A 22,982-nucleotide genomic window follows, 5' to 3' on the forward strand; every position below is an offset into this window, starting at 1 on the left:
CAAAAGCAGGATCGAGAAACAACAAAACAAGGGTAAAATCACGCTAATGCCGGGGTTGGAATCGGGTATTTCTGCAATCAATCCCAATTGGAAGGTGAAATAGGATGCTTTATGGCAAGTTTGCATGACGTCGCCAGGTTGGCTGGCGTGTCAAAGTCGACCGTCTCTCGCGTAATTAATGATGAGTACGGCGTAAAAGAGTCGACCAAAATCAAAGTGTTAAAGGCAGTTTCTGAGTGTGGTTACGTCGTTAACCAGGTGGCGAAAGATCTTAAATCACAGAAAACTAACCTGATTGGTGTGATTGTGCCGCGGGTATCGTCCCATGCGACTGCACAAGGCGTGGATGGCCTGACGGCGATCTTCGAACAAGCGGGCAAACATGTATTGCTTGCCAATACTCATCAGGTTCATGCAAAAGAACTTGAATATATTCAAATATTTAACCAAAAGCGTGTCGAAGGGATTGTGTTCTATGCCACCCATCTGGACGCGCCGCTCGTTAAAGCGATTCAGCAATCGGCGGTGCCGGTGGTGCTGGTGGGACAGGACGGCTCGCTGCACAATATTCCGAGTGTGGTGCACGATGATACGCGCGTTGGCTTTGAAGCGGGCAACCGCTTAGTGCAAGCGGGCTGCGAACAGATCGGTTTTATCGGCGTGCAGAGTGATGACATTGCGGTGGATGTCCAACGTTCACAAGGTCTGGAGCAGGCTCTGGCGTTTCACAATAAGCCGCTGCTGTTTCATGTGCGGGGCGATTTTTCGATTGAATCCGGCTATCGTCTGGCGAAAGAGCAGATCAAATCATATCCGCAAATGGATGGCCTGTTCTGTGCAACCGACCGTTTGGCCGTCGGCGCGATCAAAGCGCTGCAAGAAGCTGGCGTAAAGGTTGGTGAACAGGTGAAACTACTCGGAGTCGGCAATGACGAACTGGCCTATGTGAGCACACCTTCGTTATCGACTTTTAATTATGCCTTTGATAAAGCTGGAGAAAATGCAGCAAAGATGCTTCTGGAACGCATTGCCGGACGCGGCCAGGAGATGAGTAAAGTTGTGCTCACTTTCCAGAATGTAGCCCGCGAAACCTGCTAAAACTCACGTTCACATTCCTCTCTGCTGTTGCCGGGTTTCTGTGCCCGGCTTCACACTCAACCGGATTATCCCTCGCTTTATTACGGAAAAACTTGCCTAAACGATGTTTGTTTTATATTTTTGAGAACGTTCCCGAATTTGATATTAGGTAAGTTCATGTCACTACAGCGACTTATTGATCTCGCGGGCGGGGTCGATAATATTCAACGAATTTTAGCCCCGGTAGGGCGGGTGACGGTGGCGGTGCGTGATGCTGAGCGTGTTCATCCGCTGCCGCAAGAGGTGAGTGCTGAGTCAGTACTGGGCGAGTGGCAGCTGTGTATGGCGCGCGGTAGCGACATCACCGATGCTGATCTCGCCGAGCTTGGTCTGGCCATCGCCAGTGCGCAGCGTCAGGCCGCTTCAGCGTATTTGCAGCCGACGCCTTGTCCGTATCGCCCACAGTGGCACATTTCACCGCCGCAGGGATTACTCAATGATCCGAACGGCTTTATCTATCACCAAGGCGACTACCATCTGTTCTATCAGTGGTATCCGTTTGCCTGTGAGCACAAAGACAAATACTGGGTGCACCTGAAAAGCCAGGATCTGGTGAACTGGACGTGGCAGTCCATTGCCTTAACGCCGTCGGATTGGTTCGACAGCCACGGGGTATTTTCTGGTCATGCTGTCAGTGATGGTGACGATTTATGGCTGTTCTACACCGGTAACACGCGTCTTGGACACGACCGTCAACGCCAGACAATGCAGTGTGCAGCGCGCCTCAATCAACAGAATCAGTTTGAAAAATTAGGCCCGCAGATTCGCACGTTACCGCCGGGCGTCACGGAACACATTCGCGACCCGAAAGTGGTGCAACGCCAGGGGCGCTGGCATATGTTGCTCGGTGCACAGACTCAGGATTTGCAAGGTCGTCTGGCCGTCTACCATTCAACGGATTTGCAGCACTGGCAGTTTGATAAGCTGTATGGCGAAGAATTGGCGCCCTACGGTTATATGTGGGAGTGTCCGGATTGGTTTGAGATGGCAGGTGAGCAGTTTGTGGTGTTTGGTCCGCAAGGGATTCATGCGGATAATCCGCATCACACCATCGTTCATCACAATCGCATCTTTCGCATTCATCAGGATGACAACGGCGGCTTTCATTTTCTGCAAGGCTGGCAACTCGATGCGGGATTCGATTTCTATGCTCCGCAATCGATGCAAACCGCCGATGGCCGCCGCGTGATGTGCGGCTGGATGGGATTGCCGGACGAGGTTCAACACCCGAGTTGCGACAATGGCTGGATTCATCAGTTTACTGCGCTGCGCGAGCTGAGTTGGCACAACGGCAAAATCATTCAACAACCTATTGCAGAACTGGCGCAATTGCGTGGTGAGACTCGCGCACTGACGCTCAATCAGCAGCCGCTGGATCTGGGTTGCAAAAGCTTCGATCTGGAAGTGACACTGCCTTGGGGCAGTGAACTGCGTTTACTGCACAATGATGAGCACGCTGTGGTGCTGACTCTTGACGGGGAGCAAGGCGTGCTGCGGTTTGACCGAAGCCACACCCAGATTCGTCAGGGCGATACCATTCGTGAACTGCCACTGACATCAAGCGAGCTGAAGCTGCGGATTCTGGCGGACAACTCATCGCTGGAAATCTTCATCAATGATGGTGAGCACGTGATGACCGGGCGCGTATTTACGCCGTCAAACGCGACGCATATTTCGCTGAATCATGCGGTAGCCAGCGCCACGTTTGCCCCGTTCAACGCCATGCAATGGTCATTTGCACCGCGTTAATCATTACGTTGGTGATTTCACCGCATGCTAAAAAGCCACCGCCAAGGTGGCTTTTGTCTTTGCAGACCAAGGTAACGATCAACGGATAAAATTTACCGCAGGCAGGCACTCAAAACCGGGTTTGGCAAAAAGATAGCCTTGCATCAGAGAAATACCCGCTTCCTTGAGCCATTGATATTCAGCCAGCGTTTCAATCCCTTCAGCGAGCGGCGTAATATTGAGTTCGGCAAACATCGCCAGACAATGGCGCACAATGGCTTGGCGCGCGAAATCGCTATCGATGCTGCGTATCAGCGCCATATCAAGTTTGACGATGTTGGTTTGAAAGTCAGCTAACAAATTTAACCCCGAATAGCCGGCACCGAAATCGTCAATCGCCGTTCTAAACCCCAGCGACTGATAGTATTCAATAATGCGTTTGATATGACGACTGTCGGAAATTTGCTCGCCTTCGGTGAATTCAAACATAATGTTCTGGGTGGGAAACTGATAAGTTTTCGCCGCCTCCAGGGTGGTGCGAATACAGCGTTCCGGCTGGTAGACCGCATTGGGCAAAAAGTTGATACTCAGTATGCCGTCAATACCCAGCTTCGCGGCAAGAGAAATGGCCTTAATGCGGCATTGCTGGTCAAAGAGGTAGCGATTTTCTTCGGTTACATGTGCTATCACCACAGGAGCAGGCTCATTGTGGAGACCTCGCACCAGTGCTTCGTAGCCAAATACACGTTGCGCCTGACAGTCAATAATAGGCTGAAATGCCATGGTAAAATCGAAGTCCAACGCACGCTCTGCCGCACATTGCTGGCAGACTATTCTTTCGCAATGTTCTGATTTTTCGCCCATTACATCCACCTAATTGTAAACCCAGACTAAAGGTTAGCTGGCTCCTTTAGGCTCTGCAACTGACGGCTTGCTATCTTTAACGCAACAAAAAACCCGGCCGAAGCCGGGTTGATGGGAGGTGTGGTTTAGAACCAGGTTTCCATTTGCAGGGCAAAGACGGTTTCGCCGCCACTGCCCATGGTGCTGGCATCGCTGTCGAGGCTGACGGCGTAATCATCCAGCGCGCTGCTCCAGTCGACATAGCTCACGGCAAAGCGAATTTCCGGGCGGTCAAAGAAGCCCGCTGACGTCGCCAGTTTGAAAGTCGGGGCTATCGTCGCTTTGTAGAAGCTGCCTTTGGCTTTATCGACGCTGTTGTCCAGATCCATGTACTGGTATGAACCTTCGTACACCATTTCAAAGTTTTGGGTCAGTTCCTGCGCGAGGCGAACGTTGACCGAAGCCCATTTGAATTCGTCATTGGTTTTGATGCGGTCCTGACTGTATTCCGCCATGACGGCCGGGGCGATGCGCCAGTTGTCCGCAAAGCGGGTCACGCCGTAGCTGAACAAACGCATGGCTTTAGCGTCATCGTTCAGGTCGCCGTTTGAGCCGATGCCTTTCAGTTCAGCACCCAAGCCCTGACCGATCAACACGCCGGATTTGGAGAAACCGTCGCTCAGGCCATAGAAACTCTCACCATGGTAGGCAAACAGCGCGTGTACACCGTTTTCTGCACGTTTGCTTGGTGAGGCGCTGTCGGTGTCGCGGCCTTGGTTATCCGACGAAGTCATGCCGCTGACCATCAGTTGGAAGTTGCCAAAACGGTTATTCATGGTCGCAATGTAGTTTTCCACGTCGGTGCTTGAGCTGTCGATTTCACCAAAGTCTCGGCCGTAGACAGAGAAGTTGGCTTTCCAGCTGTCGGTAAACTGAACATCGTAGATGCCAGCGCCGGTACCAGAGAGAAACACAATGTCAGAGTCAAAAAAGTGGATGTCAAAGTTATCTCGGTCGAAGCGTTTACCGGCCCACAGGGTCGAGTGCTCAAACGCACCGGAGAACGAGCTTAAGTTCGCCAGTTCGGCATACACCTGACGCACGTTGAGTTGGCTGTCGTCTGCGGTCCATTCGTTGTTGGTTTCAACGCTGTCAGCCAACATGATACGAAAGCGGGCGGTCGAACCGTCATCAAGCGTTCGGTTGTGAATCAGGTTAGCTTCAAGATAGTTGTCGTCTTCCAGACCAAGGCGGCCAACTGGTGCACCCAGTGCACCGGCGGCGGTCATGTAAGGGCCAGTGCCTGTTGCGCCATTGAGATTGTCATTGATCAAAAGGCCTGCGCGCGCATAGCCGTGGAACTCAAACGAAGACGCGGATTCTTGCGCCTGCTGCGCGGTTTGCTCAGTTTGTGCCAGGCGCGATTCCAGATCATTGATACGCGCTTCCAGCGTCGCAATATCAGAATCTGCCCAAACGGCTGTGGCAGGGAAGAGGGCTACGGCAACGGCCAGCGTCAATGCTTTAGTTTTCATTATTCTGTTTCTCCACATTGGATGATAATTTGATAGTTTTGCAAACGTTCCCAATTAATCACGAGGCAGCGTGGATGTATGAGTAAAAATTATCTGGCAGTGTTCAAATATAAATGACCTAACACCTGATGAATCATCACTCATTGTGTGGGTTGGACTATATCTAATTGATAGGGAACGATCCCGAAAAAATATTGAAAACTTTTAGCTGATTCACGATCTGAATAAGATTTGTGATCTGGGTATATGTGCTAAGTCACGTTCTATTGGCGATAAAAAAGGCGAGCACGAGGCTCGCCTGACGGACACATTCAGAGTTATTCGCTAAGGAAGTGTTGCAATGCCGCTAAATCGGGCAGGGCTGTCATCGCGCCTTTTTGCGTCGTGGCGAGGGCTCCGCAACCATGGGCTAAGTGGATGGCTTGAGCAATTGCATCGTTTGATTGCCAGTGTTCACTGACCGACAGTTGATACAACAAACCACCCACGAACGCGTCTCCCGCCCCCGTCGTATCCACCGGTTTGACGACTTTGCCGCTCACCAGCGTTTGGCTGCCTGAAGTTACCACCAGAGCACCTTTGGCACCTTGAGTAATCACAACCAGAGGCAGTGACAACGGCGCTAACGACAGCAGGCCTTGCTCAATCGAATGAGTACCTGTCAGTAGCATCAGCTCATCTTCGGAGAATTTCACCACATCCGCCAACGCCACCGCGCGCATCACCACTTCGGTAAGCTCTTCCGGCTTGGCCCACACTTCTTCACGCAGATTCGGGTCAAAACTGAAGAAGCCGCCCGCGTGTTTGACGCGCTGAATCGCTGCAAAGGTGCTGCTGCGGCTTGGCTCATTGGCCAGAGCAATCGAGCAGACATGTAACCAGTCTCCGGCATGAAACGTAGGAATATCTGTGGGTTGCAGGAATTGGTCGGCGCTTGGCTTGACCATAAATGTAAAGCTGCGTTCGCCGCTCTCGTCCAGATCCACGACGACGGTCGACGTGCGTTGCTCGTCGTCCAGAACCAGATGCTGGCAGTCAACCTGCTCGTGGTTCAACGTTTGCTGCATAAAACGGCCAAGGGGATCGTTCCCGACCCGACCGAAAAATGCGCTGTTGCCGCCAAGGCGCGCAATCGCCACAGCCACGTTAGCAGGTGCACCACCCGGACATTTCAGGTAGTGCGCTTCACCGTCAGGAATTAAGTCGACGACTGCGTCGCCAGTGACCCATACTTTGCTCATCGTATCTCTCCATAAAATTTGCCTCAGTGTAATCCAAGTGCTGCTGATGAACAGTGCCAAAGCCGCTGCGCCTGATGTTGTCATTCAGATTTGTGATCAATTAGGGAGAAATAAACAGATCAGGAGGCATTTTGATTTTAAATTCGGTATCGTTCCCAGTTTTGCGTCAAAGCGATGAATCCGATTGACGGCCAACGCAACTCGGCGCACACTGCGCGCGTTTTCGATCTTGTTTTTCGGAGTCCCGCATGTTTGCTCTTCCTCCTATGCTGATCACGATTGGTTTGTTGCTGATCAGTAACGTCTTCATGACATTTGCCTGGTATGCCCATCTGCGTGAGCTGGGCCACAAGCCGTGGGTGATTGCTGCGCTGCTCAGTTGGGGTATCGCGCTGTTTGAATATCTGTTCCAGGTGCCGGCAAACCGCATTGGTTACACGGTCATGAACCTAGGCCAATTGAAAATCCTGCAAGAAGTCATCACGCTGTCGGTGTTTGTACCCTTTGCGCTGATTTACATGAAAGAGCCGTTTCGAATGGATTTCGTCTGGGCGGGATTGTGCCTGCTCGGCGCCGTGTTCTTTATCTTCCGCCCGCAGATTGTGGAAATACTCAGTCGGGCGGTGGCGTAAATCTTTTTTCCTGACGAAAAATAGAGACAAAAAAGCCGTCCAGAGGGACGGCTTTTGACCATTTGCGAGTGCGCTATCGGCGTTACTCGGCGTGGCGTTTAAAGATGATCGAGGTGTTGATGCCACCAAATGCGAAGTTATTACTCATGAGGTAATCGACTGTCATCTCACGGCCAGTGCCTGTGATGTAGTCGAGATCGCCGCATTGGGGATCGAGACTTTCCAGATTAAGCGTCGGGTGGAACCAGCCAGTGTGCATCATTTCGAGGCTTAACCACGCTTCAATTGCGCCGCAGGCCCCCAGCGTATGACCAAAATAACTCTTCAGCGAGCTGATTGGCACTTTGCCCAGCGCATTCGCGGTGGCGTTACTCTCGGCAATATCACCGCGGTCGGTAGCGGTGCCGTGCGCCGACACATAACCGATTTTCGCCGGATCCAATTGGGCGTCACGCAGCGCCATTTCCATGCAAATCTGCATGGTTTCCATCTGTGGTTGCGTCACGTGTGCCGCATCACAGTTGCTGGCAAAGCCAATGATTTCCGCATAAATTTTTGCCCCGCGTGCTTTGGCGTGTTCGTACTCTTCCAGCACCAACGTGCCGGCGCCTTCGCCAATCACCAGACCATCACGTTCGCTGTCGTATGGGCGTGGCGTGGTCTTCGGCGCGTCATTTTTCAGGCTGGTGGCAAATAGGGTGTCAAACACCGCCGATTCAGTCGGGCACAGCTCTTCGCCGCCGCCAGCCACCATCACGGTCTGGTAACCATGTTTGATGGCTTCGTAGGCATAACCAATTGCCTGACTGCCAGAAGTACAAGCGCTGCTGGTGGGAATGACGCGGCCGCGCAGACCAAAAAACAGTCCAACGTTTACCGCAGTGGTATGCGGCATCATCTGTACGTAGGTGGTAGCAGTAATTGCTTTGGTGGTTTTCTCATTCAGCATGACACCAAACGCGCCGATGGCGTCGGTACTGCCAGTCGATGAACCGTAAGCAATGCCCGTCTGGCCGTTGGTCAGAACGTCGTTGCCAATCAGCCCGGCCTGAATCAGCGCGTTTTCGGTCGCAACGGTAGCCAGTTGTGAGACGCGGCCCATACCGCGTACCTGCTTACGTTTGTAATGTTTCGGCAGTTCGAATCCAATAACCGGCGCCGCCAGTTTGGTGTTCAAACCTTCATACTGTTCGTAGCTCGGCATGTACTGGGTAGCGTTCTGACAGTCGCGCAGCTTAGGCTCAATGGCCTGCCAGTCGTTACCAAAAGCAGTAATACCGGACATCCCGGTGACAACAACACGACGGCTCATAGCAGACCTCCGTTGACTGAAATAACCTGACGGGTCACGTAGCCCGCAATATCCGACATTAAGTAGCTGACCAAACCGGCCACTTCTTCGGGTTCACCCATACGACGCAGAGGAACCTGAGGCAGGGCATGCTCTTTGACGTGTTCGTCGATCATACCCGTATCAATCAGGCCCGGAGCCACGCAGTTGACGGTGATTTTGCGTTTAGCCAGTTCGAGCGCCAGTGCTTTGGTTGCGCCTATCACACCCGCTTTCGCTGCGCTGTAGTTCGTCTGGCCACGGTTGCCCATGATGCCGGACACTGAAGCAAGCGTGACGATGCGGCCACCTTTGCGCAGTTGCACCATCGGCATCACGCACGGGTGCAGCACGTTGTAAAAACTGTCGAGGTTGGTGTGAATTACGCCATCCCACTCTTCTTCGGTCATGGCCGGGAACGCGGTATCACGGGTGATACCAGCATTGTTCACCACGCCGTAATAGGCGCCGTGTTGTTCAATGTCGTGTTCAATTTTGCTGCGACACGCAGCTCGGTCACTGATATCAAATTGAATCAAACGGCCCTGACCGCCGTTTTGTAAAATGGTGTCGAGTGTGTTTTGCGCGCCTTTTTCATCGCCCATGTAATGCACAACAATGGTAAACCCATCTTTTGCCAACTGAATTGCAATGGCCTTGCCGATGCCTTTGCTGGCGCCGGTGACGAGAACTTGTCGGGTCATGCGTGACTCCTGATTTTCATTTCTTGTAATTTTTCTTCTGATGGCACGTACACATTAAGCTGGCACTGTGCCACTAACTGGCCCTGATGCTCAAGACGGGCGGAGAAGACGGCCATGCCGTTATCTTCCATCACCTGCTCGGCATGAATATCCAACGTTTGTCCCTGAGTGAAATGATCGCACTCTGCCTGATAGCGGCGACTGCCGAGCAGAAATCCGATCGGTGGCTCGGTTCCTTTTTCAAGGGCATGGAAACCGGACCACGCGGCGATAGACTGAGCCATAAACTCAATGCCGACATACGCCGGAATGGTTTGCGTCTCTTTATCAAAGAACATCAGGTGATCGCCGATATCCACCTGACAGTGAATCGACTCAGCACCAATGTCGAGAGCACGATCGACCAAAATCATCGGTCTGGCGTGCGGAAGCAGTTGCTCTATGGCTGGGTATTCACGCATTGACGTATCCAAAAATCAAACTGATGTTGTTGCCTCCAAAGGCAAACGAGTTACTTAAAATGGCTTTTCCATGCAGCGTTTGGTCTGATTCGACCAAGGAGACTTCAATGTCTTGCGCTTTGTTGTGGCAACGCTGTTGTGGCAGCGGCAGATCGTAACGCAGCAAATGCCAGGCGATGGCGGCTTCGGTAGCGCTGGCGGCACCGAGCGTATGTCCGGTTAACGGTTTGGTGGAACTTACCGGAACGCCGTCGCCAAACAAACGGAATATCGCTTTGCTTTCCATACTGTCATTGAGCGGTGTGGCGGTGCCATGGGCATTGATATAGCCGATGTCCTGTGGGGTTAAACCGGCATCGTCGAGCGCCTTTTGCATCGCATCAAACGCACCGACGCCTTCAGGATGAGGCGCGGAGATATGGTGTGCGTCGGAACTGTCGCCTACGCCGAGCAGGGCGATGTCGCTCGGTTCGCGGCAAAGAAGCATAAACGCGGCCGCTTCGCCGATGTTGATACCACTGCGCTCAGCGCTGAATGGCTGGCAAAGCGAGTTTGACAGCGCTTCCAGGCCATTAAAACCGTTGAGAGTGAGCTTACAGATGGTATCGGCGCCGCCCACAATCACTGCGTCGACCAAGCCCGCTTTGAGCATCCGTTTGGCGCTGATAAACACGCGGCCACTGGAGGAGCAGGCGGTGGAGATAGCGTAGCACGGGCCGGAGATCCCAAAGTAATCCGCAACGAACTCGCTGGTGTTGCCAAGTTCTTGTTTGCGATAGTGATAATCAGCAGGGAAAGCACCTTGGTCCAGCTTCTGGGCGTAGGCGTGTTCGCCATCCGAAATGCCTGAGGTGCTGGTGCCAACAATCACGGCGACCCGATCAGATCCAAAGCGCTCGATTGCGCTTCGCACGCTGAGTTCAATTTGCTGTAAGGCTGACAACGCTAGTTGGTTGTTGCGCGAGTCATGACGTGCCAGTGTCGCCGGAACGTCAGGTAATGTCTCCGTGACCCGGCCGATGATGGTCGATGTCCCTGTGTTAAGAATTTCATCGTCGCGCAACATATGCGCGCATTGACCACTGGCCAACGTGTGATGAATTTGCGCTGCTTCGCGCCCCATAGCGGAGTGAAAGCCACAGTCATGAATGAAAATTGGAAATGAAGAATGGGAATTCATCATGGCTTATCTACTGTTGTGATGCTGTTTGTGTCGGTTGAAGAGTCAGCGTCTGAATCGTGATGTCGTAGTTCAGAGGCAGATTCTTAAAATGAATATCGCCGCTAAGCGGAGTGTCGCCGGAGTAGGTGATAGCCAGAATAGTTTCACCCTTTTCATTGATCACAGTGCGCTGATTAGCGTCATCAATAATTCGCCACCTTACCTTATTTAGCGGGGCTTCCCAAGCATTTCGCGGCCAGAGCGTGATCATCAGGTTAAATAGTACCTGTTCTGGCTTTGGAACGGTGTTCTCTAAACCGGACAGCACCTGAGTCTGAATCTGCTCGCCATCGTAATCGAGAGAAAGAATGCGTGTGCCCCACGAGGAAAAGCCCGCCAGCAGCACTTGTTGATCACTGACCTGAAGCTGCACCGGTAACTGCTGGCTTTGACTGTGGCCAGTTTCGTTGTGCCAGGTCGCTGAAATCAGCTGACTGGCGGTAAACGACTGACTAAGCTGAGCCGGCTTAGGCAGTTCTACCCAAACATCCGGACTGATTTCGACTTGTGTCGCGCTGATCTGGGGTTGCAAACTGCAAGCGCACAACCAAAGACTCATCAGACTGGTCAGTAACCACTTCATGATTTTGACTCCGAAGGTGGTGGTGGCTGAATCGCCAGCGGCGAGAGCAGCCAGGCAATAAAAATGCCGCTTAAGGTGGTGACACCGAAGCTGTGAATCGCGTGAGTCTGGCTCAGAGCCAATAGACCAAACGACAGCAGAGTGGTTATCGCCGACAATGTAATCGCGAGCAACGTACTATGGCTGCGAGCCTGCTCGGCAAAAAACAGTGTGTAGTCGATACCGATACCAATCACCAGCACTAAGGCCAGCAGGTTAAACAGGTTGAGAGCCGAACCCGTCAGCACAGTAACCGCCAGTCCGACCATGCACGCAATCACACAGGGGAACAGAATGCGCAGCGTGTGTCGCCAGCCGTAACGCCACATCAGCAGCAGGGCGATTCCGGCCAAGGCAGCCGCCAGCAGCTCCATCACTTTGACGCGGTACTCGCCAAACAGCTGCGAGATTTCGGCTGCTTTATCCAGATAAGCCAGATGTGCGTCATTGGCAGCAAACGCCTGAATCACATCGGCATGCTGCACGCCTTTTAACATGATGACCGCGGCGACCGCTTCGCCAATCCGGCCAAGATAGAGAAACTTCACCGGCTCAGAGACACTTGCGCTCAGATAATCACTCGGCGATACGGGGATAAATGAGGCGCTCAACGTCGGCTCGCTAGCCAGTCGCAAGCTTTGACTCAGTTGCGGGGCAAAGCCTTGGTAGAGTTGCTCAACCAGCGCAAAGTCGCTTTGCTGGCGCTGCTGTGACGCCAGATATTGATGCAGGCTCTGGTAACCCTGTAATACCTGATCCTGCTGCCAGTTTTGCAGTGTGTCATCGAGCTGTTCGAGTTTCTGCATCAGAGCCTCGTCATCATGGGCTGAAACGACCAACATCTGCTGTGACGAATTCATGCCAGTGACCTGACTGACCCGCGTTTCCTGCTGCTTTAATGCCTGAGGCATGGCTTGCAGTTGACGAATGTCGTCATCGTAGTGCACCTGCGTCAGAGCGATGGCACTGAGCACCAGAAGCATTGAAGGCAGAGCGATGCGTATAGTGCGACCTTGCCACCAATCGAGCCATCGACTGAGTAAGCCCATGGCGGGCAAATGACGAGAGGGCGTTGGCGTGCGCGCCAGTAACGGATACCAACTCACCACGGTAGCGTAGGCGGCCAGCAAACCAATCGCGGAGAAGAGCGCCAGTTGCTGCAAGCCCGGGAATGGCGCAACGAGCAAGCCCAAGTAGCCAATTAAACTGGTGATTAATCCCAGCGTGATGGCAGCGAGAATGTGTTTGAGCCCGGCAACGCTGTCCCAACGTCTACCGGCAGCCAGACGATCAGTCAGATAATGGAACGCGTAGTCGATGGAAACGCCAATCAAGCTGGCGCCGAACACCAAACTGAACAGATGCACCTTGCCGAAAATGGCAGTGGTCGTCGCTAAGGCAACCAATAATCCGACCGATACCGATAGCAAAGCCAGCAGCAGTGGCGCCGCGCTGCGAAACACCAGCATAACCAACAGCACAATGCCGAGCAGCGACACGCTGCCGATGGTGCTGATTTCAGATTTGGCGCTGCGGGTCCCGAAATCTGCGTAGAACACCACGCCGGTGTAAGCCATCTCGACCTGATACTGCAGCTTGATTGCTTGTTGCCACTCATTCACATGAGCCACGATCTGCTGAGCTTGCAGGCTATAAGGCGAATCAGTCAGTGAGGCGGTGAGCAGTACGTACGTCTGACCATCTTTTTGTGTGGTCAGGAAACCTTGGTGCAATTGAAATTGGGTCGACAACTGATTGAGGTGACTGAGGTAATCACGAAACAGCAGAAACGGATCGCTGGCGAGCTCCTGTCCGGTCACGCCGGAAAAGGGATTGTAGAGCGCCTGGATGACGCTTTGTACCTGCTGTTCTGGTGCCGTGTTGAGACGGTTACGTTGCGCGTCAGTCAGAAATTGAAAACGGTGCTGAAAGTAATAACTCGCCCAGGCTTGCTGCTTGGCTACGTCAATCTGTCCGGTGACTTCAGTCAGTTCACTCTGGTGACGGAGTTTGGTTTCGAGGTCGCGCGCGGCAGCGAACAGGGACGTGGAATCCTTACCAGTCAGAACAAAAGCGACTTTATCGCTCATACTGTCAGTCACTTTATCAAACGCGGCCTGAGCGAGCGGGTTCTGCCGTGACTGCGGCAGCAGCTTCATGATGTCGGTTTCAATCGGCGAGCTAGCCGAAAAGGCCCATTGTTTCACGAGCAATGCTGAAGCTAGCACAACGAGCGCCAGCCAGAAGAAGGCGAGGCGCGAAGAGGCAATGGATCGGGAGCTTGGCAAGTCTGGCATATTAAAACTCAAACTGCGCTTGTTCCGCTTGGCTTAACGTTTGCGGCTCGTGCGTTTGCGCGCTGAAGCGGATCTCGGTGTTATCACCACGCACTTCCTGCAGTGACAGAGCGTTGATATCGTCTTGACCCTGCAACGTAATGTGTTTAAACACCGCGTTGAGCGGAGCGCCTTTCGGAGTCAGAACCAGCGTCCACTGCTCATCCTGAACAGAAAAATCGAGGTCAAATTCAGATTGCAGTTGCTCGGTGTCACCGTGGAACACCGACAGGAAAATATGGCTGAAATAGAATGCCATCGGGTTCTCTTTGGCGGTGATGGTTTGCGGCGCTTGGCCGGCAAACGTCTGGCGCAATTTGTCTTGCGTCAGCACCAGATTGACCGGAAAAGGTGTACTTTGTTGCCACAACAGACCATGCGCTTTATCAAGCAGAAATGTGCCCTGCGAAGAGAGTGGCTCGGCAAACATCTCAATTTTGCGGCTTTGCGTGAAGTCACCACGCACAATCTCAAAGCGTTGCAACTGAGTCTGCAGGGACGCTAGATCAGTGACCTGAGCTATGGCTGTTGAGAACAGACTGGCGGCACTGAGCGCCAGCAGGGTAAGTAAGCGATACGTCTTTTTTGCCATCATGCCAGACACTCTCCGGTTTGGTGCCAGTGGGACACTTTGTCGGTGAAAACCGTTGGGGAGACGAAACACATTTCTTGCGTTTGTCGTTCGACCGCGACTTGAGTGGTGTGCGCTTTGCACATACGTTGACCGCTTTCGGCATCAAAGATGACGTAGTCAATACGCAGGCGATTTTCCCATTCAGTCAGGCGAGCATGGACGCGAATTTTATGGTTAAACGGAATCGCTTTCACATATTTCACGCGAGTATCGATAACCGGCCACATGTAGCCGGAATCGTTCATCGCCAGATAGCCATAGGCAATTTTATCCAACAGCTCACGGCGTGCTTCTTCAAAATAGCGGAAGTAGTTGCCGTGATACACCACGCCCATCGGGTCGGCGTCCTGAAAAGAGGTGACCAGTGTCACCTCAGTTTCCAGCGGGAAAGTCACATCACTCATACTTTCTCCTCAATGATTAATACAAGGCCCAGTGTTGGGTCTGAATGCGTTCGATGAACAAGCGCAGATCGGCTTCTAACGGGCGATCTTCTACCACAAATTCAAACTCACTCTGCACCGCGTCAACCATCTGCTTCAGGCTGTGGCTCATGTGTTGCTCATCCAGTTCCTGATGACGTTTACGCAGCTCAATCGCCTGTGTGGCCGCCAGCAGTGAAGCCGCCGCCACCTGTTCGGTCAATTGCAGAACACGTAAACAGTCGCGCGCGGCGATGGTGCCCATGCTCACTTTGTCCTGGTTGTGACACTCCGTGGATCGGGAGAAAACGCTCGCTGGCATGGTGTGTTTCAGCGCTTCTGCTGTCCAGGCTGAGATGCCAATTTGTACTGCTTTAAAACCGTGGTTAATCGGTTTACGTGCGCCTTCTGCTCCGGTGAGGTTAAACGGCAGGCCGTTGTTGAACTTGTAGTCCATCAGCTGTGCCATTTGGCGATCCAGCAGGTCGGCCAGGTTCGCCACGCCAGTTTTTAACGTGTCCATCGCCATGGCGATGTGGCCGCCGTAGAAATGACCACCGTGCAGCACGCGTTCGTTGTCGCCATCGATAATTGGGTTGTCGTTAGCGCTGTTGAGTTCATTTTCAATCAGCTGACGCAACCACGGCAGAGCATCTTGCACTGTACCAATGACGTGCGGTGCGCAGCGCAGCGAGTAACGATCCTGCAGACGGTCGCTATTGCGTGGTGGACGTTCAGCCTGAAGGTCGTCACGCAGCCAAGCGGCAATTTGTTGTTGACCAGGATGAGGTTTCACCGCAAACAGCGCTTCATCAAAATGGAAGTCGTTGCCGTGCATGCCCACCGAGACCAGCGCCGTGATTTTGGTCGAGAGCTGTGCCAGATATTCGGCGCGTTTGTACGCCAGACAGGCCAGCGCGGTCATCACTGACGTGCCGTTCATTAGCGCCAGACCTTCTTTGGGTTTAAGCTTGATCGGCGCAATCCCCAGTTCGGCAAACACGTCGCGGGTTTCGCGCAGTTCGCCTTTGTACAGTACATCGCGCTCACCGATCAGTGTCGCGGCGACGTAGGACAGAGGCGTCAAATCGCCACTGGCTCCAACCGAGCCTTCCTGAGGAATGCGCGGCGCGATATCAAAGTTAATCAGATTGATCAGTTGATTGAGCACATCGTGCGACACACCAGAAACACCTTGTGCCAACGAACACAAACGCGTGGCCAGAACTGCGCGCGACTGCTCATGAGTCAGAATTTCACCCAAGCCACAACCGTGGAAACGGGTCAGGTGCAGCGGCAGTTCTTCAACCAGACTGGGTGGAATGGCCACGGTGCATGAGTCGCCGTAACCGGTCGTCACGCCGTAAATCACGCCTTCTTCTTTCAACAGACGCTCAAGAAACGCCACTCCGCGATCGATGCGCGCTTTGTAGGCGTCAGAATCGTTAATTGCCGCCTGTGCGCCATTGGCAATAGCGACCACATCTTCGATGGTCAGGCGCTCCGCGCCAAAGAGAATCTTATTGTTGTTGTTCATCGTCATGGTGTTGTTTGCTTAATGTCCAAAAGTTGAAAAAATTGTACCACTGTAGCGGTGCATTCAGCGTGTGGTGTTGCAGGCGCTCAGCATAGCGCTGAACCACTTCTTGCAGCGCGGCTTGTCGGCGTGCCCTTGGTAGCTCAATACCATCGCTGAAATGTTCGAAATAAACGTCAAAATGCGGTGTTTTTTTTGTGTCGTCACGCAGACCAAACAAGAGGTAAACCGGCGCTTTTAATACGGATGCCAGCATGAATGGCCCTTGCGGGAACGGTGCAGGTTGACCAAGGAAATCGGCCCAGACCACGCGGCTCTCTTTGCTGGTGGAAGTGCGATCGCCGACAATCACTACCCATTCGCCCTGCTCAATTTTCTGTTGCAGCAGAATGGCGGTGTCTGGGCCGAGTGTCGAGACCTGAATCAGGTTGAGTTCGGAGCTCGGATTGATGGCTTTCATCACCGCGTTGAAGCGTTCAGCATGTTCGGTAAACACCAGAGCATTAATCTTGATGTTGGCGTGACGACGGCCGAGCGCGCGACACAGTTCGATGTTGCCAAGATGCGAACCTAAAATCAGCACACCTTGCTGCTTTTCCACCATCGACTGAAACTGCTCCTGGCCATGAATGGTCAGGTTGTCGGCACTAAAATCTCCGCGCCAGGCCGCCAGCTTATCGAGCATGGTTTCGCCAAACGAAAGCAAATGCCGATAGCTGTTCAGCTTGGCAGGCAGCGTGATGTGGTTGCTGTGAGCGTAATGGGTCAACTGTTGCAAATAGTGCTCAGACGCGCGGCGTGCCTGTTTGCCCGTCAGGTAGTAATAAGCCATTACCCCTCTGAGGATCAGTTGAAACGCGCCGCGACCCAGCAGGCGGTAAACCCACATCAGTGTTTTGATGCCAAGTACCGTGCCGCGCTCCTGACGTTTTGACCAGTGAGCGTCGCTGCTTGCTTGGCGACGTTTTTTTCTGGCCAGCAGTGCCGGAATTCTTGGCAGCATGCCAAAGAACAAACGGGTATGCATCCAACTGATTTTGACGTTGTCCCACAGCGCATCGAAATGAGAAATGCCGCCTTCCGGGTAAATCACCCGTGTCTCGACGAAATCAATGTCGACACCTTGCCAGTACATACGCACCAGAATTTCGATGTCGAAATCCATGCGGCTGCCAATATCAAAACGGCTTAGTACCTCGACGGTTTTGGCCACAGGATAGGCGCGAAAACCGCACATACTGTCTTTGATAGCAAACGACAGCGTTTCAATCCATACCCAGATATGCGTAGCGTAACGGCCATAAAGGCGCGCCTTTGGTACGCTCTCGTCATACACCGGTTGGCCGGAAATGAGATGCTGCGGATTGGCCTGAGACGCTTCAATCAGTGTTGGCAGCGCTTCAATATCGTGCTGGCCATCAGCATCAATCTGGATCACGTGGCTAAAACCAAGCCAGTGCGCCTGACGGATGCCCGCCATCACCGCGCCGCCCTTGCCCTGATTGACTGGCAGCGTCAGCAGATGCACGTTATCGCGTTGCGCGGCTTCACTCAGCGCGGCTTTGGTTTCCTGATTACTGCCGTCATCGACCAGCAGCACCGGAAACTCAAAACGAGCCAGCGAATCAAGCACCGCGGCTACGGTTGAGCCGTGGTTGTAGCAGGGGATCAAAAAGCAGGGATGATACGCGGGAGCGAAGGAATTCTCAGTCACTGCGTTCTCCCAGTTTCATTTTGCCCGAGGAATGCACCACTGGGTGACCATCGCGTTCGGAGCGATATTGAAACGCCAGTTTTTGTTTGTCGGCATCCCAGTTCAGGGTCAGGGTGACTTCCATATCTGGCAAAATCGGCTCCTGAAACTTGATCACTTCCATCCCTTTGAACTGGTCGGGCGTCGACAGCAGTTCGCAAGCGTAGAAAATTGCCCAGTCGATCTGCGATACGCCCGGCAGCAGAGCAAACTGTGGGAAATGGCCGGAAAAATCCAGAATGTCGGCATCCACCCGCAAGGACAATGTTGCCTGCGATGGTTGAATGTCGGTAGCCAGTAACGTCGGTTTTCTTTTGATCATAGTGCTCGTTATCTAATCGCGAGTCTGCGCATCGGCAAACAGTCGCTCGATTTCGGTATTTTGTCTTTTGCCCTGACTGTTGAGCGGAATTTCCGTGACGATGCGAAAGCGGCGCGGCACGGCAATCGGTTCAAGCCATTGGCGCAGTTCGTTGCGCAGCAGCAGCCAGAATTTACCTTTGCCCAATGTTGCGACGCTTTGGTGACCGTCTTGGGTCAGCACAATCGCCGCCAGCAATACGGTGCGTTCACCTTCGCTGGCCGGGATCACGGCGCACTCATCAATATAGCTAAGTTGCTCTGCACGTTTTTCCACTTCGACCAGAGAAACCCGCTTTTCTTCCACTTTAATGATGCGGTCAGTCCGTCCTTTGAGCACAAAGTGGCGTTCATCAACAAATTCGCACTCATCGGCAGTTTGATACCACCCTTGTGGATCGACATGCGCAGAACGCAGGCGCAGACAGTTTTCTTGATTGAGTGTCGCTTCAACACGCGGAAACAGCTGCCAAGGTGTCACTGCATGGGCTTGTTGACGATGCGCGATACCGCCCGTTTCCGTACTGCCAAACACTTCGACGGGCAGCGAGCCAAATAGTTCGTGGGCGTGGACAGCCGCAGAGTGGGGCAGTGGGCCGCCGGATGAAAACGTCATGCGCAGAGTGTTTGCCTGATGTTCTTCCGATAGGCGTTTTAATAACGCAGGGCTGCTGATTAACGCCACGTCAGGGCTTGCGTGAGCGCTCACTTGCTCTGGGAACTCCAGATTGTGACGTGCAAACGGTCGGCCTGCGCACAAAGGCCATAACAGGCGAAACAGTAAGCCATAAATGTGCTGATGCGATACGGTCGCTTCAATTCGGCACCCTGCGAGGGCTTCGCCCCACAAAGACTGCAGAATGCTGACTTCGACATCCAGTTGACGCAACGTTTTATGAATCGCTTTTGGTACGCCGCTCGAACCGGACGTAAACAGGGTCAGTTTGGTCGCATCAAGATCAAGCGGATCAAAGTCGAAATGCGGCGATGGCTCCGTCACTTTGCCCAATTCGATATTCGGGCAGTTGGCGATATCGTTCAGTTCACTGTCGTGCAGCAAAAGATCAAAATGGGCGCTCAATTCAGCCAGCGCCTGAGGCTGATAATTACCAGGCAGCACTATGGATTTTCCACTGTGACACAGAGCAAAAAAGCCGACGGCGAACCAGTAACTGTCACGGGCGCACAGGGCGACGGTTGGTTGCGGGTAGCGATTCAGAAGATGTGTGTAATCACTCACATTCTGAACAAACTGCGACCAGCCAATGTGTTCATCGCCCTGAAAGGCCACCACGTTCTTGTCACGTGATGTTAGTAAGAGTTGTGACAGGGAACAGAAAGGAGTGTTGCTGTGATTCATGCTTTATCAGTCCTTGCGAACAGTTATTCTGGCAAACAGTTTGGTGTTCAATCGTGTTGACGAACAGAGCGGCGAACCAGCCATTCAATGGTAAACAGTGCGCCAGCCAGGCAGTAACTGATAAGACCGTTGTACAGCGTCCAGATTTCCAGCGGCAAAAAACAGGTGTACAGCGCTGTGATTCCATTGAACAGGAAAAACAGACACCACACCTGCGTGACTTTGCGCGTATATCGCACGCCACTGGCAGGTAAATCGGGTTCTTGTAAACGGGCCAGACGTTCAATCAGGGTCTGTGGTTGCTTAAGGCTACTGGCAAAAAACAGCAGCATGCAGGCGTTAACCGCCACCGGGTAGAACATCAGCCACCCTTCTTTGCGAAACACCACGCCCAAAATAATCAAAGTGATCCCAATGAGACCACTAATTGCAGCTAACTGTTTGAATTCTTTTAGTTTGGTTCGACTTGCTGTGATGATGCGTAAAGCGAACATCACAGCAAGTAACAGCCCAATGACACTTAATCCAAGTTTATCGATGCCATAATAGACAGCGAAAGGGTAAGCGAGCAGAACAATTGCAGACAGGGCTGTCAGCAGTTGGCGCATCAGGCGTCCTTGAGCAGTTCGGTTACCGCTTCAACCACGTCTTCAACAGTGCGTACGGCCTTAAACTCTTCCGGCTTAATTTTCTTGCCGGTAACTTTTTGCAGATGAACCACCAAATCCACGGCGTCAATGCTGTCCAGATCCAGGTCCTGATAAAGATGCGCGTCTGGCTGAATGTCGTCGGCGTCGATCTCAAACAGCTCTACCAGAGCGTCTTTAACCTGATCAAATACTTGCTGCTTATTTGTGTCTGTCATAGCGATGTCTATCAATTAGTTACTGGTTTGAGATGAGATGTAACGAGCCAGATTGGCGACGGATGAAAAATGTTGGCGAGTGTTGGTGTCGTCCGCGTCAATCACAATGTTGTATTTCTTTTTGATCGCTAAGCCAAGCTCAAGCGCATCAATCGAATCTAGACCTAAACCATCTCCGAAAAGAGGAGCTTCAGTATCAATATCATCAATGCTGATGTCTTCTAGATTCAGGGCATCGATGATCAATTGTTTAATGTCGTTGTGTAGTGTTTCCACTGGGACCTACTTTTTTTGTTATTTATCAACTGGAAAAATCACTTCAGCTAAATGTCGATTTAATCGCCTAGCCGCCGAAGTTGGATTGTTAGTTTGCTCTATAAAGGGCGCGACCTCAACTTTATCCTTAACTTCTATCAGGAAAAATGGACGTGTATCGGGAACCTGATACCACTTTTTCTGTTTCGTCAGAAAGCTGGGTGTCACTGTAATGTGAATGACGCGTAAATCGCGTTCAGTACGAATCGCAATCTGCGCTGCGCCGCGTTGCAATTTGGATTCTACTCCCGGCGTGGTGCGGGTGCCTTCCGGAAAGACCAGCAGCACGTTACCGCGCTCAAAACGCTCATCACACAGGCTCAGCAGATCATCCGGTGTTTCGTTAGGAATATAGCCAGCCGCTTTGACGATGTGCTTCATAAACGGATTGGACCAAATGGCCGATTTCACCAAGCAGTCGCATTGCGGTAACTGCGAAGCTATCAGCACATAGTCAATCAGGCTTGGGTGGTTGGCGACAATCAAACAGTTGCGGTCCTGCTTGAGGATCTCCGCTCCGTCAATTCGATAATCAATTGCGCCAGTGGCCTTCATTAACTTGCAAAAGAAGTTGAAGGTGGCACGAATCACTTTTTGTACCCGATATTCTCGTTTAATTTGCTCGCGCGTTGTCAGCCGAATCAACGGAATGATGATAAAGCTCAGGGTCAGGCCGCCAAGGCCAAACACGCTGAAACAGAAACCGGTGGCGAATATTCGCCAATACTGGCTGATGATTTTCATTTCTGCTGCCATTGCCAAGTGTTGCGCTCGCCCTGAACCAACCACTGTGTTTCACTAGCCAGATAATGTTTCAGCACGACCAGTGCCTGAGGCAGGATATCGACCTCTGAAGTTGCTGCCAATCCGGTCACGTTCCACTGGCCGCCCGCAGAAAGAACCAGCCCCAATGCGTATCCGCTGAACTGCTTGTCTTCAAATTCCTGATAGGCTTGTGGCAGGGGTAGATCAAAATCGACCAGCAGCACACGTTGCTCAGGATGCTCACACAGATACAACCAAGCTTCAGTCAGTGCGCTGTGAAAAGTGTTGTCTCCCGCCACAATCGAGGTGACTGGAATGGCTTGTTTGCTGGCGATGGTTGATAGTCCGGCTGCGGTGTTGTGCACCGACTGCGAAAAGTTCATCGGAGAGGCTTCTTCGCCGTGTAGAATCTCTTTCACCAACTCGGCACTGCGATGCAGTTCACCATGACGGCTGGAAAATACCAGATAATCAACCGCATGCTCATTCATTAAAGAGAGTGCCGTTTGAACCGCTAATTTACTGAGCGGACTCATGCGGCGGCGCATCATTGGTGGAATGAGTCCGGCTTCAATCGGCCCTTCTGGCCAGATTCCATCCTGACTCCATGATTTCCATTCATCGCATTGATGAATTCCCTGCGCGCTGGCTGACCAGGCGTCGATATTGAACGACATGAATTGCAATTGATTTGACATAAACGATTGATTTGTTGCCGAGGGGATTAAATACTATGGCCGACTTTTCATTTTCCTGAAAATAAGGATAAGCCATGAAGGTAATTAAATTAACCCTATCAGTTTTATTAATATTTTTGTTAGCTGCTTGTGGTCGCGTCCAGCCTGTTCTGAATGTGGAGAATACTCCAGTTGCTTATAATCTTCAAAGTGATCAAATTAAATTAGCAATTACTCAAGCAGCACTTCAACGCGGCTGGGTTATTCAAGAGATAGAGCCCGGCCTTTTGGATGCCAAAATTAGTGTGCGTAACCATTTCGCTGAAATTCATATTCCTTATAACGAAAAATACTACTCAATTCTTTACGTTAGGTCAGAAAACTTAAAAGCGGACGATGGTAGCATTCACCGCAATTATAACCGTTGGGTCAACAACTTAAACGTCGATATTAAGAAACAGCTTGCGCAAGCTGCGGCGGCTCAATAGGTGAATTTCCGAACA

At 52.2% G+C, this 22,982-nt stretch carries 24 protein-coding genes; 4 read left to right on the forward strand and 20 right to left on the reverse strand.

The features are described 5' to 3' along the window. The first annotated feature begins 111 nt into the window (after nt 1-111). Both DYA43_RS05230 and DYA43_RS05235 read left to right on the forward strand, forming a co-directional pair. Nucleotides 112-1,098: a LacI family DNA-binding transcriptional regulator gene (locus DYA43_RS05230; protein WP_020330112.1), complete on the forward strand. Its 987-nt coding sequence runs from the start codon at nt 112-114 to the stop codon at nt 1,096-1,098. A gap of 156 nt (nt 1,099-1,254) precedes the next feature. Continuing rightward, nucleotides 1,255-2,886 (forward strand): glycoside hydrolase family 32 protein, encoded by a 1,632-nt coding sequence (locus tag DYA43_RS05235; protein WP_061056382.1) that lies wholly within the window; start codon nt 1,255-1,257, stop codon nt 2,884-2,886. Nucleotides 2,887-2,964: 78 nt separating this feature from the next. Here the strand turns inward: DYA43_RS05235 and DYA43_RS05240 are convergent, their stop codons facing one another. The 3 genes from DYA43_RS05240 to cscK form a co-directional block, all read right to left on the reverse strand. Further along, on the reverse strand, nt 2,965-3,729 hold the full coding sequence (locus DYA43_RS05240; RefSeq protein WP_047457064.1) for an EAL domain-containing protein: 765 nt from the start codon (nt 3,727-3,729) through the stop codon (nt 2,965-2,967). Between the two features lie 125 nt (nt 3,730-3,854). Further along, nucleotides 3,855-5,243 (reverse strand): carbohydrate porin, encoded by a 1,389-nt coding sequence (locus DYA43_RS05245; RefSeq protein ID WP_020330117.1) that lies wholly within the window; start codon nt 5,241-5,243, stop codon nt 3,855-3,857. A gap of 317 nt (nt 5,244-5,560) precedes the next feature. Then, a complete protein-coding gene (cscK, locus tag DYA43_RS05250) occupies nt 5,561-6,484 on the reverse strand; it encodes a fructokinase (protein ID WP_020330118.1) in 924 nt (307 codons plus the stop codon). A gap of 248 nt (nt 6,485-6,732) precedes the next feature. On the opposite strand from cscK, the gene DYA43_RS05255 reads away from it, so the two are divergent. After that, nucleotides 6,733-7,116: a DMT family protein gene (locus DYA43_RS05255; RefSeq protein ID WP_024373193.1), complete on the forward strand. Its 384-nt coding sequence runs from the start codon at nt 6,733-6,735 to the stop codon at nt 7,114-7,116. Between the two features lie 82 nt (nt 7,117-7,198). Here the strand turns inward: DYA43_RS05255 and DYA43_RS05260 are convergent, their stop codons facing one another. Genes DYA43_RS05260 through DYA43_RS05340 form a run of 17 tightly spaced genes read right to left on the reverse strand, consistent with a single transcriptional unit; the run spans nt 7,199 to nt 22,500 of the window. Next, nucleotides 7,199-8,428 (reverse strand): beta-ketoacyl-ACP synthase, encoded by a 1,230-nt coding sequence (locus DYA43_RS05260; protein ID WP_020428833.1) that lies wholly within the window; start codon nt 8,426-8,428, stop codon nt 7,199-7,201. Continuing rightward, nucleotides 8,425-9,150 (reverse strand): 3-ketoacyl-ACP reductase FabG2, encoded by a 726-nt coding sequence (locus DYA43_RS05265; RefSeq protein ID WP_020330123.1) that lies wholly within the window; start codon nt 9,148-9,150, stop codon nt 8,425-8,427. The genes DYA43_RS05260 and DYA43_RS05265 overlap by 4 nt, the downstream gene beginning before the upstream one ends. Next, nucleotides 9,147-9,611 carry a hotdog family protein gene (locus DYA43_RS05270; RefSeq protein WP_020330124.1) on the reverse strand — a complete coding sequence of 155 codons (465 nt, stop codon included), beginning with the start codon at nt 9,609-9,611 and terminating at the stop codon, nt 9,147-9,149. The genes DYA43_RS05265 and DYA43_RS05270 overlap by 4 nt, the downstream gene beginning before the upstream one ends. Further along, a complete protein-coding gene (locus DYA43_RS05275; protein WP_061057200.1) occupies nt 9,604-10,791 on the reverse strand; it encodes a beta-ketoacyl-[acyl-carrier-protein] synthase family protein in 1,188 nt (395 codons plus the stop codon). Before DYA43_RS05275 ends, DYA43_RS05270 begins: the two co-directional genes overlap by 8 nt. Nucleotides 10,792-10,801: 10 nt before the next feature. Then, entirely contained in the window at nt 10,802-11,416 is a 615-nt protein-coding gene (locus tag DYA43_RS05280; protein WP_020428828.1) for a DUF3261 domain-containing protein, read from the reverse strand. Beyond that, entirely contained in the window at nt 11,413-13,752 is a 2,340-nt protein-coding gene (locus DYA43_RS05285; protein WP_081094758.1) for an MMPL family transporter, read from the reverse strand. The genes DYA43_RS05280 and DYA43_RS05285 overlap by 4 nt, the downstream gene beginning before the upstream one ends. A 1-nt stretch (nt 13,753) precedes the next feature. Continuing rightward, on the reverse strand, nt 13,754-14,383 hold the full coding sequence (locus DYA43_RS05290; RefSeq protein ID WP_161624196.1) for an outer membrane lipoprotein carrier protein LolA: 630 nt from the start codon (nt 14,381-14,383) through the stop codon (nt 13,754-13,756). Continuing rightward, nucleotides 14,383-14,829 (reverse strand): acyl-CoA thioesterase, encoded by a 447-nt coding sequence (locus DYA43_RS05295; RefSeq protein ID WP_020330130.1) that lies wholly within the window; start codon nt 14,827-14,829, stop codon nt 14,383-14,385. Before DYA43_RS05295 ends, DYA43_RS05290 begins: the two co-directional genes overlap by 1 nt. A gap of 16 nt (nt 14,830-14,845) precedes the next feature. After that, nucleotides 14,846-16,390 carry an HAL/PAL/TAL family ammonia-lyase gene (locus DYA43_RS05300; RefSeq protein WP_061056383.1) on the reverse strand — a complete coding sequence of 515 codons (1,545 nt, stop codon included), beginning with the start codon at nt 16,388-16,390 and terminating at the stop codon, nt 14,846-14,848. Next, nucleotides 16,368-18,098 (reverse strand): glycosyltransferase family 2 protein, encoded by a 1,731-nt coding sequence (locus tag DYA43_RS05305; RefSeq protein ID WP_061056384.1) that lies wholly within the window; start codon nt 18,096-18,098, stop codon nt 16,368-16,370. The genes DYA43_RS05300 and DYA43_RS05305 overlap by 23 nt, the downstream gene beginning before the upstream one ends. Further along, a complete protein-coding gene (locus DYA43_RS05310) occupies nt 18,091-18,459 on the reverse strand; it encodes an ApeI family dehydratase (RefSeq protein WP_020330133.1) in 369 nt (122 codons plus the stop codon). Before DYA43_RS05310 ends, DYA43_RS05305 begins: the two co-directional genes overlap by 8 nt. Before the next feature lie 12 nt (nt 18,460-18,471). Continuing rightward, nucleotides 18,472-19,857, reverse strand: coding sequence for an AMP-binding protein (locus tag DYA43_RS05315; protein ID WP_061056385.1), 1,386 nt, complete (start codon nt 19,855-19,857; stop codon nt 18,472-18,474). A gap of 47 nt (nt 19,858-19,904) precedes the next feature. Then, the gene (locus DYA43_RS05320; protein ID WP_020330135.1) at nt 19,905-20,465 is read right to left on the reverse strand and encodes a COG4648 family protein; all 561 of its coding nucleotides are present in this window, start codon (nt 20,463-20,465) and stop codon (nt 19,905-19,907) included. Beyond that, nucleotides 20,465-20,722, reverse strand: coding sequence for an acyl carrier protein (locus DYA43_RS05325; protein WP_020428819.1), 258 nt, complete (start codon nt 20,720-20,722; stop codon nt 20,465-20,467). The genes DYA43_RS05320 and DYA43_RS05325 overlap by 1 nt, the downstream gene beginning before the upstream one ends. Before the next feature lie 15 nt (nt 20,723-20,737). Continuing rightward, entirely contained in the window at nt 20,738-20,998 is a 261-nt protein-coding gene (locus DYA43_RS05330) for a phosphopantetheine-binding protein (protein ID WP_020330137.1), read from the reverse strand. Nucleotides 20,999-21,016: 18 nt separating this feature from the next. Continuing rightward, complete coding sequence (locus DYA43_RS05335) at nt 21,017-21,781, reverse strand: lysophospholipid acyltransferase family protein (RefSeq protein WP_020330138.1); 765 nt, start codon at nt 21,779-21,781, stop codon at nt 21,017-21,019. Further along, nucleotides 21,778-22,500 (reverse strand): beta-ketoacyl synthase chain length factor, encoded by a 723-nt coding sequence (locus DYA43_RS05340; protein WP_061056386.1) that lies wholly within the window; start codon nt 22,498-22,500, stop codon nt 21,778-21,780. Before DYA43_RS05340 ends, DYA43_RS05335 begins: the two co-directional genes overlap by 4 nt. Before the next feature lie 74 nt (nt 22,501-22,574). On the opposite strand from DYA43_RS05340, the gene DYA43_RS05345 reads away from it, so the two are divergent. Further along, nucleotides 22,575-22,967: a hypothetical protein gene (locus DYA43_RS05345; RefSeq protein ID WP_032079906.1), complete on the forward strand. Its 393-nt coding sequence runs from the start codon at nt 22,575-22,577 to the stop codon at nt 22,965-22,967. Nucleotides 22,968-22,982 lie beyond the last annotated feature (15 nt).

Source organism: Vibrio fluvialis, assembly GCF_900460245.1.
Lineage (GTDB): Bacteria > Pseudomonadota > Gammaproteobacteria > Enterobacterales > Vibrionaceae > Vibrio > Vibrio fluvialis.

Excerpts from the sequence above, each read along its gene's own strand:
- DYA43_RS05290 (WP_161624196.1), bottom strand. The coding sequence starts at position 14,383 with ATGGCAAAAAAGACGTATCGCTTACTTACCCTGCTGGCGCTCAGTGCC.
- DYA43_RS05295 (WP_020330130.1), bottom strand. The coding sequence starts at position 14,829 with ATGAGTGATGTGACTTTCCCGCTGGAAACTGAGGTGACACTGGTCACC.
- DYA43_RS05280 (WP_020428828.1), bottom strand. The coding sequence starts at position 11,416 with ATGAAGTGGTTACTGACCAGTCTGATGAGTCTTTGGTTGTGCGCTTGC.
- DYA43_RS05245 (WP_020330117.1), bottom strand. The coding sequence starts at position 5,243 with ATGAAAACTAAAGCATTGACGCTGGCCGTTGCCGTAGCCCTCTTCCCT.
- DYA43_RS05315 (WP_061056385.1), bottom strand. The coding sequence starts at position 19,857 with ATGAATCACAGCAACACTCCTTTCTGTTCCCTGTCACAACTCTTACTA.
- DYA43_RS05340 (WP_061056386.1), bottom strand. The coding sequence starts at position 22,500 with ATGTCAAATCAATTGCAATTCATGTCGTTCAATATCGACGCCTGGTCA.
- DYA43_RS05335 (WP_020330138.1), bottom strand. The coding sequence starts at position 21,781 with ATGAAAATCATCAGCCAGTATTGGCGAATATTCGCCACCGGTTTCTGT.
- DYA43_RS05320 (WP_020330135.1), bottom strand. The coding sequence starts at position 20,465 with ATGCGCCAACTGCTGACAGCCCTGTCTGCAATTGTTCTGCTCGCTTAC.
- DYA43_RS05270 (WP_020330124.1), bottom strand. The coding sequence starts at position 9,611 with ATGCGTGAATACCCAGCCATAGAGCAACTGCTTCCGCACGCCAGACCG.
- DYA43_RS05285 (WP_081094758.1), bottom strand. The coding sequence starts at position 13,752 with ATGCCAGACTTGCCAAGCTCCCGATCCATTGCCTCTTCGCGCCTCGCC.
- DYA43_RS05260 (WP_020428833.1), bottom strand. The coding sequence starts at position 8,428 with ATGAGCCGTCGTGTTGTTGTCACCGGGATGTCCGGTATTACTGCTTTT.
- cscK (WP_020330118.1), bottom strand. The coding sequence starts at position 6,484 with ATGAGCAAAGTATGGGTCACTGGCGACGCAGTCGTCGACTTAATTCCT.
- DYA43_RS05310 (WP_020330133.1), bottom strand. The coding sequence starts at position 18,459 with ATGATCAAAAGAAAACCGACGTTACTGGCTACCGACATTCAACCATCG.
- DYA43_RS05255 (WP_024373193.1), top strand. The coding sequence starts at position 6,733 with ATGTTTGCTCTTCCTCCTATGCTGATCACGATTGGTTTGTTGCTGATC.
- DYA43_RS05235 (WP_061056382.1), top strand. The coding sequence starts at position 1,255 with ATGTCACTACAGCGACTTATTGATCTCGCGGGCGGGGTCGATAATATT.
- DYA43_RS05345 (WP_032079906.1), top strand. The coding sequence starts at position 22,575 with ATGAAGGTAATTAAATTAACCCTATCAGTTTTATTAATATTTTTGTTA.
- DYA43_RS05275 (WP_061057200.1), bottom strand. The coding sequence starts at position 10,791 with ATGAATTCCCATTCTTCATTTCCAATTTTCATTCATGACTGTGGCTTT.
- DYA43_RS05230 (WP_020330112.1), top strand. The coding sequence starts at position 112 with ATGGCAAGTTTGCATGACGTCGCCAGGTTGGCTGGCGTGTCAAAGTCG.
- DYA43_RS05265 (WP_020330123.1), bottom strand. The coding sequence starts at position 9,150 with ATGACCCGACAAGTTCTCGTCACCGGCGCCAGCAAAGGCATCGGCAAG.
- DYA43_RS05300 (WP_061056383.1), bottom strand. The coding sequence starts at position 16,390 with ATGACGATGAACAACAACAATAAGATTCTCTTTGGCGCGGAGCGCCTG.
- DYA43_RS05325 (WP_020428819.1), bottom strand. The coding sequence starts at position 20,722 with ATGACAGACACAAATAAGCAGCAAGTATTTGATCAGGTTAAAGACGCT.
- DYA43_RS05240 (WP_047457064.1), bottom strand. The coding sequence starts at position 3,729 with ATGGGCGAAAAATCAGAACATTGCGAAAGAATAGTCTGCCAGCAATGT.